Consider the following 15,896-nt stretch of genomic DNA (forward strand, 5'->3'; position numbering starts at 1 on the left):
CGCGCCCGGCTCAAGGCCGAAGGCAAGAAGGTGCGCATCGCGCGCCGCCCCAACAAGCATCATCCGCAGCTGCCGCCGCGTCTCAGGCACTACAATCGCTTGATCGCCAGACGCCGGGCGGCGGTGGAGACCACCTTTGCTACCCTCAAGTGCCGCATGAAGCTGACCACGATCCGCTATGTCGGGCTGGCCAAGGCGACCGCCCAGGTGACGATGGCGGCGATCGCCTTCAACATGCGCCGATGGGCCGCTATCGCGGGATAGGTGCGCCTGAGTTCCGCCCATACAGGGTCGGACGACCGCCTGAAACCCCAAACAAGACGTCAAATCCCCGCAAACAAGCGAACAACCGCCGCAACCCCGCCGCCGCAAGCTTTTGCTCATGACTGCGCAACAGGTCCCTTGTGGGAGAAGGTGGCCGCCCACGGGTCTTGCCTCCGGCAAGCCCGAGGACAGGCTCCGCGGCCGGATGAGGGGGACTCCCTATCGATTGCCTGCCTTTACTAGGGCGAGGAACCAGGTTCAGGACTACCCCACCTTGGCCCCCGGCTTGCTGATCGGCTCCCGTATCGTTCCATACTGGCTGCCCCAGCGGTCGGTCATCGCCCAGCGTATGTCCCAGAGCTCCGGGAAGAAGCGGTGGCGGGCGCCGGCCTCCAGCAATTCGACCGGCCGGCCCTTCAGCGATTTCGCGCCGAGGCCGATCGTGCGGTGGATGAGGTAGAGGTGGTTGGCGCGGAATTTCTGGAACAGCTCGTCGAACTCGACCAGCGCTTCGGCAACGACATAGCTGTCGCCGTGATCGTAGCCGGCATCGTAGACGTCCTCGACCGAGAGCCCGCGGCCATCGAGGTAGGACGCCTTGAAGGCCCGCCACAGATCGGGCGGCAGCCGCAGCAGCTGCTTGAAGCCCGGCGATTCCTGGCCGCTGCCATTGCCGAGCTGCAACCGGATCTGCTGGTATTCCTTGGGCGACATGGTTTCGAGCAGGTCGAGCTGCGCCGTCATCATGCGCATCAGCCGGTGCACGCGCCCCATCAGCGTGACGATGCGATGCGTGTCCTGCTTTTCCAGGAAATCGACGACGTCGACCAGCGTATAGGCGATGAGCTTCATCCACAGTTCCTCGACCTGATGCACGATCTGGAACTGCAGCTCGTCGGCATTGACCATCTCGGCCAGCGGCTTCTGGCAGGCGAGCAGCCTGTCGCATTTGAGGTAGACGCCATAGTCGCGCATCTCAGGCGTTTCGATGCGGGCATAATAGTCCTGCTTGTCCATGGCCATGCTCCTTGCCCCGGCCGTCGGGCCGCAGGCGCTTGTTGGGTCCCGGTTCCCGAGTCTAATCGCTTTCTTGCCGAACATTGTCCCTTTCTGTTATTCGGCTGGCGGGAAACGAAGGACAAAAACTGCATCTGAAGCGGAAGGAAAGAACGAATGATGCTGGATGCGGTCGACCGGAAGATCGTCGCGGCGCTCGAACGCGATGCCCGCATCTCCTTTGCCGCGCTCGCCGACGAGGTTGGCCTGAGCAAGACGCCGTGCTGGAAGCGGGTCAAGGCGCTGGAGGACGCCGGCGTCATCCGCGGCTACTCGACCCGCATCGACCCGGCCAAGCTCGGCTTCGGCATCGAAGCCTTTATCCAGGTGTCGATCGATTTCGAGCTGTCGGACGCCTTCGAGGCGGCAGTGCAGAAGCATCCGCTGATCCGCCGCTGCCACGCCACGACAGGCGAGGCCGACTATCTCCTGCAGATCGTCACCGTCGACATGATGGCGCTCGACAGGATGCTGCGCGAGGAGCTCAGCCGGTTACCCGGCGTGCGGCGCACGATCACCTCGATGGCGATGCGCGAGATCAAGGGCGGCATCTCGTTCGCCAATGCCGTCGGGTATACGCAGACAAAGCGATAGACGGGCGGCGGGGCGGCGCCCCGGTCAGGCCCTCGTCACCAATTCGCGCCCCAGCCGCTTCGGTGGCTCGGCGCGCAGAACCACATTTGTCGTCACCGTGCCGTAGTGGCCGATGCTGTCGACGATGCTTTCAAGGTCGGGCGGTGACGGGACTACGACTTTGACCAGAAAACAGTCCTCCCCGGTCACCCGCAGCACCTCGACCACCTCCGGCAACTGGGCGAACTTCTTCAGGCAGGCCTGGATATGCTCATGCGTGGTGCGCAAGCGGATGACCGCCATGGTGCCGAGCCCGAGCGCTGCCGAATTGATCACCGCCTTGTAACCGGTGATGACGCCGCGCTCCTCCAGCCGCTTCACCCGTTCCGAAGCGGCGGGCTGGGACAGGCCGACGCGGCGGCCAAGCTCGGAGATGCCGATGCGGCCATCCTCCTGCATGATCTCGATGATCGCCAGATCGGTGGGATCGAGCCTTGGCCGATAATCGCCGTTCCGCATGATCACCTTTAATCCATCGGATTTCTTCGCTGCTTTCCGATGATCTCTCATTCCGCCGCCTGGGAGAAGACCTAGAATTGCGCGCGTTGCATCAGGAGAGAAGGGCTTCGCATGACCGAATTCATCATTGTGCCGGGCATCGGCGGATCGGGCAAAGCCCACTGGCAGACACGTTGGCAACAGGCGGACCTGGCGATGCGGCGGTTCAGCCCGGCGAGTTGGGACGCGCCGGACTTCGACGACTGGGTGGCTGCGCTGGAAGCCGCTGTAGGCCTGGCAAGGACACCACCGGTGCTCGTCGCCCATAGCCTCGGCTGCCTGCTGGTCGCGCACTGGCAGCGGATCTCGCCCCGCGAGGTCGGCGGCGCGTTGCTGGTTGCGGTTCCGGACCCTGCGTCGCCGGCCTTCCCCTCCTCCGCCCGCGCCTTCGCCGAGACACCGCAACAACGGCTTCGCTTTCCCTCGCTGATTGTCGCCAGCACCAACGATCCCTACGGCTCGCTGGACTATGTCAGGGCAAAATCCGAGCGCTGGGGCAGCGATCTCCATATCGCCGGACCGCTTGGCCACATCAATGGCGACAGCGGGCTCGGCGACTGGCCGGCGGGAATGGAGCTGCTGACGGCTTTTCTCGGGCAAACGCAAGCAAGCGCCCGAGGCGCCGTGCTTCAGCCGTGACCGCATCAGGACGGCTACCGCGCCGCCGCCCTGACCTGGTTGCGCCGCGATGCCGCGCCTCAGTTCGATGCTGCGGCCGGCGAGCTGAGTTCGAGAACGGTACGGTTGAGCCCGGGATCATCGACTTCGGCAATTCCCCGTTCCATCTCTCCGCCTTGGTCAGTTCGACCAGCAGCGGATTGTTGGCGATTGCGGCGGCGCGGGCCTTGATGGCTTCCGCGGTCGCCTCGCCTTCGATCCTGGTCTTGTAGGCGCTGGCTTCGGCTTCGGCCTTGACGCTGTCGGCGCGGCCCTTGGCCTGGGTGACGGCGATGTCGGCCTTGATCTTTTCCTGCTGCAGGTTTTGTTCCTGCTTCTGCACCTCGACCTGCGCCGTCATCCTGGCTTCGACCGCCTGCTCGTAGGCGTCGGAGAAGTCGATGTTCTCGACCTGCACGCTGTCGATCATCACCGGGCCATCGGTTACCGCCGCAATGGCCTCGGCGACGTCCTTGTTGAACTTCGCCCGGTTCTGGATCACCGACACCGCGTCGTACTGGCCGAACACCGTCTTGATTTCCTGCGGTGCTTTCCTGGCGATGACACGGTCGGCCAGTGCCTCGATCGACCCGTAATTGGTGTAGACGTTGCTGACTTCGGCGGCCGGCACGTGGAAATTGACGGTGACGCGCATGTCCGCCGGCTGCTGGTCGCGCGAATAGGCCTGCATGGCCGGCAGGCCGCTGCAATCGTTCTGGTTCTCGCAGCCCCATTTGAGCACCTGCTGGCGCAGGCTGATCTTCTCGACGCGCTGCAGCCATGGCAGCTTGAAATGCAGCCCGGGATCGACGACCGAGCTCAGCGCCCCGTTGGTCAAGAGCACGCCGCGGTCGCCCTGATCGATCGTGTACCAGGATCCCAGGAGCGCAAAGACGCCGAGCGCCACGATGACGAGGGCGATCAGGCCGGAACCGATCGACGCCGTCCCCGGCTTGCCCTGCGGACGGCCCGAATTGCCTTGCGTATCGGTCATTGCCCCACCCCAACTTGATTGCCCGTGCTGGTTTTGCCCACAATAGTGGCGGCATTGCAATCCTCTGGACATGGAAGGATGTTCGCGCCGGCCGGTCGGACCGGCCGGGTGGTTCGGGCCGGCCAGGGCAATTCCCTACGCCGAAATTGCTTTACGGCACCTGCGTAACGCTGCCGCTGCCTCTGACCTCCGAACGCCGCATGGTCGGGTGCCCATAGACGTCGACGTCACCGCTGCCGGAAATCGTGACGTCCGCATACGCTTGTGCGGTAATCTCCGCATCGCCGCTGCCGCGGATCTCGATCCGCGCGGATTGGGCGATAAGGTTCCTGAGCCGGCCGGTGCCCGAACCGCGGATATCCAGATCGACCGTCTGGGCGGTTCCGGTTGCGGTAACGCTGCCGCTGCCGCGGATGTTCAGCTGCAGCCCGGGCTGATTGATCTGCGACAGGGCAAGGTCGCCGCTGCCGACCACTTTCCAGTCTGAAATTGCCGGCCCCGACACGCTGACATCGAACCGGGACGCGAACCAGCCCGGTTCGCAATCCAAGGTGAGCCTGCTGCCTTCCATCCGCACATGGTCGATCAGGGTCGACTCGCCGCTGACGACGGCCTCGGCCTTGTCACCCGGCTGATAACGGACTGAAGCCGGCAAAGCGATCGTGAAACTGCCGTCGTCGCGGAACGGCAGCGTGACCTCTTTTCTGGTCGATGTGGTTGCTCCGCAGGTGGATTGTCCGCCAATCCATGAACCCCCGGCGTTGATCCAGTCCGGCCCGGCCAGCCCGATGCCGACGGCCAGGAAGAGCGCGGCGCCGGCCAGTCCCGCCGCTGCGACGAATGCCAGTTTTCCAGTCATGGTCCGTTTCCTTCAACGTGATGACAAATTGCGATCTTGGCACCGCTCAAGCCTGGTTGCGGTCCGGGTGGGTCAGACGGGAATGCATCCGGGCATAGCGCCCGAAGACCTGTATGCCGGCGCTCGACCCCAGCAACAGCAGGGCGCCGCCGCCGAGGAACCCGCACACCAGTCCGGCGCCGATGAAGACGCGGCCAAGCATCGCCGTGAGCGTGCCGCCGGGCTCGAACAGCAGCGTGGTCAGAATGATCTTGATGCCCAGCGCACCGATGGCGACAAGCGTGATGCCAAGGCCGAGCGCAAGCACGACCGCGGTGATGAGCAGCGGCAGCAGGAAGACGATGTCGACGAAGGCAAGGCCGGCAAGCGCGAACGTCGCCGCCAACATGTTCGACACGCTCCAATGAGTTTCAAAACGGCGCAGCCCAGCTTCGGCGCGGAGTTCGCGGGCAAGCCTGGCCGGGTCACCCAGGGCCGCCGCGACCTCCGCTTCGCTGCGGCCCGAGGCATCGGCGAAATGGGCGGCGTAGTCGCCAATAATATCCTCGATCTCCTGATTTGGCAGGCCGGCGAGCCCCAGTCTCAATTTTCGCAGGAAGGCATCCCTGGTCATGGCAAATCCTCAAGAAGTTTGTCGACTGCGCCCGCGAGCGAGCGCCAGTCGCGGCGATGAGCTTCGAAAGCCTGCTGGCCGAGCGGCGTGAGCCGGTAATATTTGCGCGGCGGCCCGCTGCTCGACTCGACGATGCGGGTGGCGACGAGGCCGTCATTCTGCATCCGCCGCATCAGCGGATAGATCGTGCCTTCTCCCATGTTCACAGCGGCGACCAGCGTGCTGGCGATCTCGTAGCCATAGCTTTCGCCCCGCGACAGCACGGCCAGGACGCACAACTCGAGAGCGCCTTTTCGCAACTGCACCTGGATCGAGTCGGTCATGCGTAACTTCCAATTCAATGGCTGTATATAACACGCTACCTGTTTATGCAAGGTAGCGATTGGTAGCTCGCCATCAGGCTAGGCGGACAATGGAGATTGGCTTTGAAAACCGCTTGTCTGTTTGACGCAGTTCCGGACGGAAAACCGCCGACACTTTTCTGGAACCGCTTTAGCGGACTTCCACTCCAGCCGCAGCGCCGCGCTGGTAGGCGTTGCCTGACGCGTCCTTCTGCCGTTCGGCATCGCTTTTGCGCTTCGGGCAATCCTCGTAATTGTGGTCGCGCCCACCGCAGTAGGAGCAGCATTTTGCCGGCGCGTCGGAGCGAAGCATCGTTGGCATGCACAAGAATGCACGAAAACCCGACAGATTGCTAAGGCTGCGGCACCGGCAAGGTCGATTTCGCCACGGAACCGCTGCCGTCGCATGAAAGTTATCTGCTCATTGCAACCGGAGCACAGGACATGGCCGACGACCAGAACCGCTACGAGACCGGAGCGAGGAAATATCCGGCAAAGACGAGCCCCGACGCGGCCGACGAATTCTCGCAGGATGCGGCCGGCAACAAGCCACCTCCCGGCGGCATGGGATTGACCAGGCCGGCTGACGATTTCGACGACAAGACCCGGCATTCGGAGGGCCAGAACCCGCCGCGCGCAGCGATCCGTCCAGACGGCAAGGCTACCGTCAAGAAGCCCGGCAAGGACGCAAGACGATGAACGTCGCCAATCTCCAGCTCGAAGGACTGATGATGGCAATCGCGGCCGTCAACAACGCGCTGGTCCACAAGGGCCTGTTATCGGTCGACGAAGTCGACATGGCGTTGCGCCGGGCCGAGGCGGCGATGACCAGCGACGAGCGTCTCTATGAAGACATGTCGCCGTCCAACCGCGACGCCGTCTGCTTTCCGCTCAGGCTGCTGCAGGCGGCCAACAATGCCCAGGGCGAAACCGGCGTGCCGTCCTTTGCCGAACTGGCCAGGATGGTCGGCCGGACCAAGGAGCCCTATAACGACCAGATGTGATGGAGGACGCCATGGCCGACGACAAATCCAAGACCAAGCAGGATCGCAAACTGGTCTCCGGCGAAGAGCCATACGAGGTCGCTGCGTTTGCCCGCAAATACGGCATACCGCAAAGCGAGGCCGCGACCATTATCAAGCGCTACGGCCCCTCGAGGAGGAAGCTCGACGCGCATATGGCGAGCCGCAACGCCTGATCCACGTTGGCGGCCGGCGCCGCTCACGCCAGAAGCGTCCCTGCCCTGCCGCCTTGTCGAGATCCGCCCCGCCGGGCGGCCTGCTGTGTGTCAGGCTCGCCGCTGCGGGATTCAACGCCTGGTTTTGGTAGCCGTGGAATACTCTCGCGGCGCAACAACTCATTTACCTCGACACTGTACCAGTCCGGTGAGCAAAGCCGGGGGGTCGGATGCAGGAACAACTATTGCGCTACGAATGTGTCTTGGAGCCGAACGGACGATGGATGGTGTGGGACATCGTTCACGATCTGCCGGCGCAATTTTCGCAGATCGCGCTGATCGGCCTGAGCCATCGTGAAGCGGTTTCGCTCTGCCGGCTGCTCAACGAGACGAGCCGTTCCGAGACGCGGCAGAGCCGGGCCTCCTGAGAAGCGCGTGCGTCTCAGGCCTGCCCAAGCTCGGGGGATTTACATGCGATCGACAATATTCGGTCTGGTCCTGTTGCTGCCGGCCGCCGCCCTGGCGGAGCCGATCGAGACCCAGAAGATCATCACGGCGGCGACCGGCGACTGGAACGGCGATGGCGCCGCCGATCTGGCGATGATCGTCGAGACCGAGCCCGGCTATTCCATGGACCTGCATTTGTTCCTCAGGGACCGCGACGGCAATTTTCTCAGGCCTGCCGGGGTCGTGCATGAACAGATTTACGCGGAATGGAAGGACTACGACCGGCCAGGCCCCGCCACATCCGACGCCGAGCCCGAACTCACCGCGCTCCCCAACGGCTCGATCAAGCTCTATATTCCGGCGATGGAGATCGGCAGCGAGCGGACCAACAAGACGCTGACGCTCGCCTGGCGCAACGGCACGTTCGTCGTCGCCGGTTTCGCCTACGAATATTGGGATTACATGGACGACAATGTTGCCGGCGACTGCGACTACAATGTGCTGACCGGCAAGGGCAAAAGCAGCAAGAAGCTGGCGGACGGCACCACCAGGCACGCGACCGTATCGGTCGAAGGCAAGGTCATCCCGTTCGCGGAGTGGACCCCAGGCACTGGCTTCAGCGCTTGCGGAGCGTGAGAGGTTTCGGTTGCCTCACTGCAGCGGCGGCTTCCACAGCAGGCTGTTGCGATCGGCGGATTTGACGCGCAGCCAGGTTTCGCGGCCGTCGCGCAGCACGCGGATCGGGATCTCGGCGCCCGCCGGGCCGCTCTTCCACAGCTTGCGATAAAAATCGGCGAGCCCGTCGACCGCCGCGTCGCGGACATCCGAGATGACGTCGCCCTGGCGTAGGCCCGCCTGGGCGGCCGGGCCGCCCTCGGCGACGCTCATCACCACGACCTTGCCGTCGCTCTCGGCCGAGAAGGCGCCGAGCCACGGCCGCGGCGGCCTGGCGACCTGGCCGCGCGTCAGGAGATCGTCGAGGATAGGCGGCAGCAGATCGATCGGCACCACCATGTTGATGTCGGCGACCTCACCGTTGCGGCTCATCTGCAGGCGCAGCGAACCGATGCCGAGCAGCCTGCCATCAGCGCCGATGAGGCCGGCGCCGCCCCATGAGGGGTGGGCCGGCGCCGTGAAGATCGCTTCGTCGAGCAGATATTCCCAATAGCCGGCGAATTCCTGCTTGGTGACGATCTGCGCCCGCACCGAGCGGCCGACGCCGTCGGCGAGCACGACGGGATCGCCGATCTTCGCCCTGGACGCATCACCGAGCGCAATGGCGGGCAGTCCGAGCGGCGCCAGCGCCTGCACCAGGCCGAAGCCCGATTCCTGATCGTAGGCGAGCGCATGGGCGGGCACCACGCGGCCGTCCTGGTCGGCCAGCCAGACCTCCTCGGCCTCGGTGATGAGATAGCCGATGGTGAGCACCAACCCGTCGCCGCGGATGACGACGCCGCTGCCTTCGCGGCGGGTGCCCAGCGCGTCTGCCGTGAAGGCGTCTTCGGGGACGGTGGCGCGGACGGCCACGATGGATCGCAAAAGGGGCTCGATATTCATGCTTTGGTTCCTGGCAATGTTCGCAGGCTGATATGAGGTTCGCAGGCCGATATGGGCTATAGGTATGGCGCAGGTGACCAGGCGCAAGAGGCGGCGCCGGCTTTGGTGTGGACCGGCGCCTCGCCGTTGGCGCCGGGGTTTTGCAACAGCGCCGGCCGCCCTATCTGTACCTACGGCTATCCGAAGCTGTCCTATGCAAAGTTCCTCCTCCATCACCCAAGTTGATACCCTGAGATCCTCCCCAATCCTTCCAATCCCCAATCCTTCCAATCCAAAGGCCTCCCGACATGAACGACTACACAACGGACCAATATACGCCGCCAAAAGTCTGGACCTGGAACAAGCCAAATGGCGGCGCTTTCGCCAGCATCAACCGGCCGATCGCCGGCCCGACGCATGACAAGGAACTGCCGGTCGGCAAGCATCCGCTGCAGCTTTATTCGCTGGCGACGCCGAACGGCGTCAAGGTGACGATCATGCTGGAGGAGCTTCTGGCGCTCGGCCACAGCGGCGCCGAATACGACGCCTGGCCGATCAGGATCAATGACGGCGACCAGTTCGGCAGCGGCTTCGTCAAGGTCAACCCCAACTCCAAGATCCCGGCCATGATGGACCGCAGCGGCGAAAAGCCGATCCGCATCTTCGAATCCGGTTCGATCCTGCTCTATCTCGCCGAAAAATTCGGCGAATTCCTGCCGACAGAGCAGCCGGCTCGTGCCGAAACCCTGTCATGGCTGTTCTGGCAGATGGGGTCGGCGCCCTATCTCGGCGGCGGCTTCGGCCATTTCTATGCCTATGCGCCGATGAAGATCGAATATGCCATCGACCGCTTCGCCATGGAGACCAAGCGGCAGATGGACGTGCTTGACCGGCGCCTGGCCGAAAGCGAGTATTTAGGCGGCAGCGACTACACGATTGCCGACATCGCGGTGTGGCCCTGGTATGGCGGCCTGGCCAAGGGCCGCATGTATGATGATTCCGGCGAGTTCCTGCAGGTGGAAGAGTACAAGAACGTGCAGCGCTGGGCCGACGCCATCGACGCCCGGCCGGCGATCAAGCGCGGCCGCATGGTCAATCGCACCTTCGGCGAGCCTTCGATGCAGCTGCACGAGCGCCATGACGCCAGCGACTTCGAGACGAAGACGCAAGACAAGCTCGAGGCGGCCAAAAGCTAAGCGGACGACGCGCCGATCTCCCCCCTCGTGGGGGAGATTGGCAGCTTCGGCTGGCTCGCCTCCACCGCCGCCATCCACAGCCGGTCGATATCGGCCAGGAATTTCTCGTCGAGCTTGTCGAGGTGCTTCCAGTACATGCCGTCCTCGAAGAAATAGCCGAGTTCCTTCTCGATCCTGTCGGCCTCCTCCGCCTGATCGAGTTGCAGGCCGGCAAGCATCTCCGCCTTCATTTCCGAAAGCTGCGAGGAAGACAGCGCGCCGAGCTCGTCGAGCGTCAGCCGCGGGAAGATCAGCCGGCTGCGCGGCAGGTCGGATAGGTTGACGCACAGGCACCCGCGCCGGAGCGCATGGATGAGCAGGCGGGCCGACTTCGCCTCGAGGTTGCGCAGCGTGACGTCGTTGCGCAAAGGGTCGGCGCGGCCGACGCCGTAAAAATGCGTGTTGCCGGGCCGGTCGTAGATCATGTCGCAGCCAAGGAATGCCAGCACGTCGGGCTTCTGGCTGTGGATCGTCCAGTAGGCCGCCGTCATCGACATGGTGCCGCCGGCATAGACGAAGCCGCCAAAGCTGTTTTGCGCCGGAACGTAATGCGAGGCGCTGAAGATCTGCGCCTGCTGCAGGGGATCGCCTTGCGGCATCCGCTCCGCCGGGAAATCGCCGGCATGGACGAGGAAATCCCAGTCGGGGCGCACGCGCCAGGCATTGTTGATGGCGACGATCTTGCCGAAGGCCTGCTTGGGCCAGGCCGCGCAGCGCACCACATCGGGGGCGCTGCCGATCAGCAGAATCACGTTTGGCGTTCCGTCGATCACCATACCCCCTCTCGACCGACCGAAATGCATCTCAAGGCCGCCCGGTTGAACGGCTTTATAGCCTCAACGCCGCATCGAAACACCAGCCGGATTTAGGCTGACATCAACAAAAGGGAGCTTTGCCAGCCGGTTGTAAAGTGTGGCCTCAGGCACCGTCGTACAAGCAGGAGGCAGGTTTTCCCGCTAGCCCAAAACCGACGATATGAGTTGGGCGATATATATTAGTTGACTAAACTAGCGGAACGTCCAATGCACATTCCCAGAACCGAACATGTCCTGTCTAGACCATGATATCTATATGGGACATTACTACATAAGCTGAACGCGACCTCGACGGTTCGGTGGCTGCGCGTCCCCTACTCCCCAGCAACCTCCCTGTACGCCCTCACAACCCCATCAAGCCCACGTATCTGCCACGTCTCCCCGTCCCGCGCCTCGAGATAGGACCGGCCGAGCGGCACTTTCCCTCCGCCGTCCGGCAGGTCCAGCACATAGACGGGGTTGCAGATGCCCGACAGGCGCGCACGCAAGGCGCTGACCAGCGCCTGGCCCTCGGCGATCGTGGTGCGCCGGTGCGCCATGCCGCGCGCGAGATCGCCGTGGTGCAGGTAATAGGGTTTGACGCCAAGGCGGTACATCAGCTCGCGGCACAGCTCTTCCAGCACCTCGACCGTGTCGTTCACGCCTTTCAGCAGAACGCTCTGGTTCAGCAGCACGAAGCCGCCCTGCCTTAAAGTACGGCAGGCCCGCTCGGTCGCCTCGGTGATCTCGCGCGGATGGTTGAAATGGGTGACGACCGTGACCATCAGCCGGCCCTGCAAGGCTTGAACCAGCCCGCCGGTGACGCGCGAGGGCAGCGCCACGGGCACGCGGGTGTGGATGCGCAACAGCCGCACATGCTGGATCGCCTCGACGCGGGCGCGGATTTCCGTCAGCGCCTTGTCCGGCAGGGAGAGCGGATCGCCGCCGGTCAGAATCACCTCGCGGATTTCCGGATGGGACTCGATGTAGGCGAACGCCGGCTCCAGCGCCTCGCGCGAAAAACCCCGGCCGATCGAGGTCAGCGACTCCTTGCGAAAGCAGAACCGGCAATAGACCGCGCATTGATAGGTCGGGAACAGCAGAACCCGGTCGGCATGGCGATGCGTCAATCTCGGCACCGGACTGAAGGCGTGGTCGGCGATCGGATCGTCGAGCTCGCCCTCCTGCTCCGTCAGTTCATTGGGCGACGGGATGACCTGAAGCCGTATCGGATCGGCCGGGTCGCTCCAGTCGATCAGGTCGAGATAGGCCTTGGGAATGCGAACCTTGTGACGCGTGGCCGCGGCTTCGGCCGCCGCGCGCTCGGCAGGCGACAGCGGCAGGGAATCCAGATCGCCTATGTGCCGCACGCCCTCGCGAACATCGTCCTGCCATGCGGCATCCGCCTCGTCGGCACGCTCGTCATCGGCTGTCATGCCGGCCGCATCGACGGCCATGCTGGCGTCGGGGATGTCGGGATGTGAGGTCATGGAGGCTCCTTGAATTCGGGCTGGGTACAGCATTGGAGCCACGACTTGAAGGCAATAAGCGGTGTTGGGCCGGTTGGAGTGCGCGGCCAGGAGGCGGCGGCCGTCCACTGATCAGAAACCAACGTCCCGCCCGCTGACGCATAACATTAGCTTGCTCTTATATTAGCTTGAGCGTATACACATAAACGGCCGGTAATCTACCCCCCACCGGTTAGGCTCGGCGCCAGTCCCTCCCTACCCCTCAGGTCAACGACGCCGGGCCGCTCGGCCGCCGCAATTGAGGCGACCGACCAGTTCTCTTCGATGTTGATCATGTCCCTCCTCGACCCGGCAGCTGGGTGAATGCATCGGCGATGTCCGCGTCTCTTCCCGTCGCCGGCCGCGGTCGCTAATCTCGGATCGCGAAAAAGCTGGAGAACAGGGAATGGCGAACGACTTGTCGCCAAGGCTTTTGGCGATCGTCAACGCGCTGCCCTTGCGGCCGGGCATGCGCGTGCTGGAGATCGGCTGCGGACCAGGTGCTGCAGCGCGCGAGATCGCGCGCCGGATCGGCGGCGGGCACGTGCTGGCGATCGACCGCTCGGCCAAGGCCATCGTGCAGGCCAGGGCCGCCTCGCGCGCCGAGATTGCGGCAGGCCGGTTGAGTCTTCGCCAGGTCGCGATCGAAGACTTCGAGTTGGAGGCCGACGAGAAGCGCTTCGATATTGCCGTTGCGGTGCGCGTCGGCGCGCTGGATGGGCGTCATCCCGAAGCAGGAAAAATCGCCCTGCGGCGGCTCGGCGACGCGTTGACCACGCAAGGCCAGCTGTTCATCGATGGCGGCGATCCGCTGCGCGAAATTGCGATACACGGCTGAGCAGCTCGTGCTTAGCCTCCGGAATCGAGCGGCAGAGCTGGGTCCGTGCCTCAGCTCCTCAACCCCGGCGCCTCCTGCCCGGTGCGCTCGACATATTCGGTGTAGCCGCCGCCATAGGTGTGGATGCCCTCGGGCGTCAGTTCCAGCACCCGGTTCGACAGCGCTGCCAGGAAATGGCGGTCATGCGAGACGAACAGCATGGTCCCCTCGTACTGCGACAGCGCCGTGATCAGCATCTCCTTGGTGGCGATGTCGAGGTGGTTGGTCGGCTCGTCCAGCACCAGCAAATTGGGCGGGTCGAACAGCATCAACGCCATCACCAGCCGCGCCTTCTCGCCGCCCGACAGCACGCGGCATTTCTTCTCGATCTCGTCGCCGGAAAAGCCGAAGCAGCCGGCCAGCGCCCTGAGCGGTGCCTGGCCTGCCTGCGGAAACGCGTCCTCCAGCGTCTGGAACACGGTGCGCTCGCCCCCCAGCACTTCCATGGCGTGCTGGGCGAAATAGCCCATCTTGACGCTCGGGCCGCGCGCCACAGTGCCATTGTCCGGCTCGGAAGCGCCAGCCACCAGCTTCAGCAGCGTCGACTTGCCGGCGCCGTTGACGCCCATGATGCACCAGCGCTCGCGGCGGCGCACCTGAAAATCCAATCCCTCGTAGATCGAGCGGCTGCCATAGCCCTTGTGCACGTTCTTCAGCGTCACCACGTCCTCGCCGCAGCGCGGCGCCGGCTGGAAATCGAACGACACTTTCTGGCGCCGCTTGGGCGGCTCGACCCGGTCGATCTTGTCCAGCTTCTTCACCCGGCTCTGCACCTGGGCGGCATGCGAGGCACGTGCCTTGAAGCGCTCGATGAAGGCGATCTCCTTGGCCAGCATCGCCTGCTGGCGCTCGAACTGCGCCTGCTGCTGCCGATCGGCAATCGCCCGCTGCTGCTGGTAGAATTCGTAGTTGCCGGAGTAAGCGGTCAGCGAGCCGCCGTCGATCTCGACCACCTTGTTGACGATGCGGTTCATGAACTCGCGGTCGTGCGAGGTCATCAGCAGCGCGCCGTCATAGTTCTTCAGGAACTGCTCCAGCCAGATCAGACTTTCGAGGTCGAGATGGTTGCTCGGCTCGTCGAGCAGCATGGCGTCGGGCCGCATCAAAAGGATCCTGGCCAGCGCCACGCGCATTTTCCAGCCGCCGGACAGCTTGCCGACATCGCCGTCCATCATCTCCTGGCTGAAGCCGAGCCCGTCCAGCACTTCGCGGGCGCGCCCATCCAGCGCATAGCCGTCGAGCTCCTCGAAACGATGCTGCGCCTCGCCGTAACGGGCGATGATCTCGTCCATTTGGTCGGCCTGGTCAGGGTCGCCCATGGCGTGCTCGAGCTCGCGCATCTCGGCCGCCACTTCGCTCACCGGCCCGGCGCCGTCCATCACTTCGGCGACAGCGCTGCGGCCTTCCATGTCGCCGACATCCTGGCTGAAATAGCCGATGGTGACGCCGCGATCGACCGAGACCTGGCCCTCGTCGGGCTGCTCCTCGCCGTTGATCATGCGAAACAGCGTCGTCTTGCCGGCGCCGTTAGGCCCGACCAGCCCGACCTTCTCGCCCTTCTGCAACGCGGCGGAGGCTTCGATGAAGACGATCTGCCGGCCGTTCTGCTTGCTGATGCTTTCGAGACGAATCATGGTTTTCCGGGAAAGGCCAAAGGAGCGTTCCCGCGCCAATACGCGATAGGCCGCGGTTGCGGAAGCCCGCAAGTGGTGAGGTGCCCCGCGCCAAATTGTCTGAACCCCCCAGTTTCTTCCCGGCTGGATCAGGCTTTGACGGCGTAGGGATGAGCCGGCGGATCAGCTATCGGTCAGGGCTTTTGTCGTCACCAGTTTAACCCCGGTGGCGGCAAATCCCGCATTGTGCCGGGCGATGATCTCCGCGGCCGTCTCGCTGGCGGCGTCGAGCGTGCTGTGGGCGTCGGAAACCACCGTGACGCCCAGGCCCGCTGCAAAGGCGCCCTTCACCGTGGCCGCCACGCAGAAATCGGTCTGCGCGCCGATGAGAACGACCTCGCCGGCGCCCTGCCCGGCCACCCATTCTGCAAGGGCTGCATTGCTGAACGCATCGCCGACACGCTTGGCGAAAGTCGGCTCGTCCTCGGCCTGGCCAAGCGCCGGCCACACCGGCCAGCCCGGCTCACCCGGCGCCAGAGGATCGCCCTGCGGCCCATCATGCCGGACGAAGGCGACTTTGCGCCCGTTGCGCCGTGCCCATTCGATCAGCGCGCGGGTCCGGGCAACCATGCCGTCGGCATCATGGATCGGCGGCTCGGCAACGCCGTCGAACATGCCGGTCTGAAGGTCGATCACGATGAGCGGTGCGGTGGCCGCGGGGCTGGTCCCTGACATGGATGCGAGCATAGCGTGGGTGGTAGGTGGGTCAAGGATGCTCGGCGCCGCCGTTGAAG

22 protein-coding genes are annotated in these 15,896 nt (G+C 64.3%); 10 read left to right on the forward strand and 12 right to left on the reverse strand.

Annotated features, from left to right (window positions below; translation table 11 throughout):
• A partial coding sequence (locus tag NKG95_RS04745; protein ID WP_353040082.1) for a transposase occupies nt 1-264 on the forward strand: 264 nt, incomplete at its 5' end.
• Between the two features lie 264 nt (nt 265-528).
• Here the strand turns inward: NKG95_RS04745 and NKG95_RS04750 are convergent.
• Nucleotides 529-1,281, reverse strand: a complete 753-nt coding sequence (locus NKG95_RS04750) for a tryptophan 2,3-dioxygenase family protein (RefSeq protein WP_352481624.1) — start codon at nt 1,279-1,281, stop codon at nt 529-531.
• Between the two features lie 159 nt (nt 1,282-1,440).
• Here NKG95_RS04750 and NKG95_RS04755 point away from each other — a divergent pair, with 159 nt between their 5' ends.
• Nucleotides 1,441-1,914: an Lrp/AsnC family transcriptional regulator gene (locus NKG95_RS04755; RefSeq protein WP_353040230.1), complete on the forward strand. Its 474-nt coding sequence runs from the start codon at nt 1,441-1,443 to the stop codon at nt 1,912-1,914.
• Nucleotides 1,915-1,938: 24 nt separating this feature from the next.
• Here the strand turns inward: NKG95_RS04755 and NKG95_RS04760 are convergent, their stop codons facing one another.
• Complete coding sequence (locus NKG95_RS04760; RefSeq protein ID WP_353040231.1) at nt 1,939-2,412, reverse strand: Lrp/AsnC family transcriptional regulator; 474 nt, start codon at nt 2,410-2,412, stop codon at nt 1,939-1,941.
• A gap of 111 nt (nt 2,413-2,523) precedes the next feature.
• Here NKG95_RS04760 and NKG95_RS04765 point away from each other — a divergent pair, with 111 nt between their 5' ends.
• Entirely contained in the window at nt 2,524-3,090 is a 567-nt protein-coding gene (locus tag NKG95_RS04765; protein WP_352481625.1) for an RBBP9/YdeN family alpha/beta hydrolase, read from the forward strand.
• On the opposite strand, the gene NKG95_RS04770 is transcribed toward NKG95_RS04765, so the two are convergent.
• The 5 genes from NKG95_RS04770 to NKG95_RS04790 all read right to left on the reverse strand — a co-directional run bounded on the left by NKG95_RS04770 (nt 2,984) and on the right by NKG95_RS04790 (nt 6,237).
• Nucleotides 2,984-4,102, reverse strand: coding sequence for a prohibitin family protein (locus tag NKG95_RS04770; RefSeq protein WP_353040083.1), 1,119 nt, complete (start codon nt 4,100-4,102; stop codon nt 2,984-2,986). The two genes, NKG95_RS04765 and NKG95_RS04770, sit on opposite strands and share 107 nt — an antisense overlap.
• Nucleotides 4,103-4,253: 151 nt before the next feature.
• Nucleotides 4,254-4,961, reverse strand: coding sequence for a GIN domain-containing protein (locus tag NKG95_RS04775; RefSeq protein WP_353040084.1), 708 nt, complete (start codon nt 4,959-4,961; stop codon nt 4,254-4,256).
• 46 nt (nt 4,962-5,007) lie between these two features.
• Nucleotides 5,008-5,574 (reverse strand): DUF1700 domain-containing protein, encoded by a 567-nt coding sequence (locus NKG95_RS04780; protein ID WP_353040085.1) that lies wholly within the window; start codon nt 5,572-5,574, stop codon nt 5,008-5,010.
• Entirely contained in the window at nt 5,571-5,897 is a 327-nt protein-coding gene (locus tag NKG95_RS04785) for a PadR family transcriptional regulator (protein ID WP_023718132.1), read from the reverse strand. Before NKG95_RS04785 ends, NKG95_RS04780 begins: the two co-directional genes overlap by 4 nt.
• A gap of 169 nt (nt 5,898-6,066) precedes the next feature.
• The gene (locus NKG95_RS04790; protein WP_352642923.1) at nt 6,067-6,237 is read right to left on the reverse strand and encodes a hypothetical protein; all 171 of its coding nucleotides are present in this window, start codon (nt 6,235-6,237) and stop codon (nt 6,067-6,069) included.
• Nucleotides 6,238-6,359: 122 nt separating this feature from the next.
• Here NKG95_RS04790 and NKG95_RS04795 point away from each other — a divergent pair, with 122 nt between their 5' ends.
• The 5 genes from NKG95_RS04795 to NKG95_RS04815 all read left to right on the forward strand — a co-directional run bounded on the left by NKG95_RS04795 (nt 6,360) and on the right by NKG95_RS04815 (nt 8,175).
• Entirely contained in the window at nt 6,360-6,614 is a 255-nt protein-coding gene (locus NKG95_RS04795; RefSeq protein WP_023718130.1) for a hypothetical protein, read from the forward strand.
• Nucleotides 6,611-6,919 carry a hypothetical protein gene (locus NKG95_RS04800; protein WP_023675703.1) on the forward strand — a complete coding sequence of 103 codons (309 nt, stop codon included), beginning with the start codon at nt 6,611-6,613 and terminating at the stop codon, nt 6,917-6,919. The genes NKG95_RS04795 and NKG95_RS04800 overlap by 4 nt, the downstream gene beginning before the upstream one ends.
• A gap of 11 nt (nt 6,920-6,930) precedes the next feature.
• Nucleotides 6,931-7,113 (forward strand): DUF3606 domain-containing protein, encoded by a 183-nt coding sequence (locus tag NKG95_RS04805; RefSeq protein WP_023675702.1) that lies wholly within the window; start codon nt 6,931-6,933, stop codon nt 7,111-7,113.
• 209 nt (nt 7,114-7,322) lie between these two features.
• Complete coding sequence (locus tag NKG95_RS04810; protein ID WP_353040086.1) at nt 7,323-7,520, forward strand: hypothetical protein; 198 nt, start codon at nt 7,323-7,325, stop codon at nt 7,518-7,520.
• 43 nt (nt 7,521-7,563) lie between these two features.
• Nucleotides 7,564-8,175 carry a hypothetical protein gene (locus NKG95_RS04815; protein WP_023718128.1) on the forward strand — a complete coding sequence of 204 codons (612 nt, stop codon included), beginning with the start codon at nt 7,564-7,566 and terminating at the stop codon, nt 8,173-8,175.
• A gap of 15 nt (nt 8,176-8,190) precedes the next feature.
• On the opposite strand, the gene NKG95_RS04820 is transcribed toward NKG95_RS04815, so the two are convergent.
• Complete coding sequence (locus NKG95_RS04820) at nt 8,191-9,096, reverse strand: S1C family serine protease (RefSeq protein WP_023718127.1); 906 nt, start codon at nt 9,094-9,096, stop codon at nt 8,191-8,193.
• A gap of 287 nt (nt 9,097-9,383) precedes the next feature.
• On the opposite strand from NKG95_RS04820, the gene yghU reads away from it, so the two are divergent.
• Nucleotides 9,384-10,271 carry a glutathione-dependent disulfide-bond oxidoreductase gene (yghU, locus tag NKG95_RS04825; protein ID WP_023718126.1) on the forward strand — a complete coding sequence of 296 codons (888 nt, stop codon included), beginning with the start codon at nt 9,384-9,386 and terminating at the stop codon, nt 10,269-10,271.
• Here yghU and NKG95_RS04830 read toward each other — a convergent pair.
• On the reverse strand, nt 10,268-11,062 hold the full coding sequence (locus NKG95_RS04830) for a hypothetical protein (RefSeq protein WP_353040087.1): 795 nt from the start codon (nt 11,060-11,062) through the stop codon (nt 10,268-10,270). The genes yghU and NKG95_RS04830 overlap by 4 nt on opposite strands.
• Before the next feature lie 377 nt (nt 11,063-11,439).
• Nucleotides 11,440-12,594: a KamA family radical SAM protein gene (locus NKG95_RS04835; protein ID WP_502897705.1), complete on the reverse strand. Its 1,155-nt coding sequence runs from the start codon at nt 12,592-12,594 to the stop codon at nt 11,440-11,442.
• Nucleotides 12,595-13,018: 424 nt separating this feature from the next.
• Between NKG95_RS04835 and NKG95_RS04840 the strand changes: the two genes are divergently transcribed.
• The gene (locus tag NKG95_RS04840) at nt 13,019-13,450 is read left to right on the forward strand and encodes an SAM-dependent methyltransferase (protein WP_353040088.1); all 432 of its coding nucleotides are present in this window, start codon (nt 13,019-13,021) and stop codon (nt 13,448-13,450) included.
• A 50-nt stretch (nt 13,451-13,500) separates the two neighbouring features.
• On the opposite strand, the gene NKG95_RS04845 is transcribed toward NKG95_RS04840, so the two are convergent.
• Both NKG95_RS04845 and NKG95_RS04850 read right to left on the reverse strand, forming a co-directional pair.
• Nucleotides 13,501-15,123, reverse strand: coding sequence for an ABC-F family ATP-binding cassette domain-containing protein (locus tag NKG95_RS04845; protein ID WP_353040089.1), 1,623 nt, complete (start codon nt 15,121-15,123; stop codon nt 13,501-13,503).
• Between the two features lie 162 nt (nt 15,124-15,285).
• Nucleotides 15,286-15,837, reverse strand: coding sequence for an isochorismatase family protein (locus NKG95_RS04850; protein ID WP_353040090.1), 552 nt, complete (start codon nt 15,835-15,837; stop codon nt 15,286-15,288).
• Nucleotides 15,838-15,896 lie beyond the last annotated feature (59 nt).

Source organism: Mesorhizobium sp. M1423 (assembly GCF_040317575.1).
Taxonomy (GTDB): domain Bacteria; phylum Pseudomonadota; class Alphaproteobacteria; order Rhizobiales; family Rhizobiaceae; genus Mesorhizobium.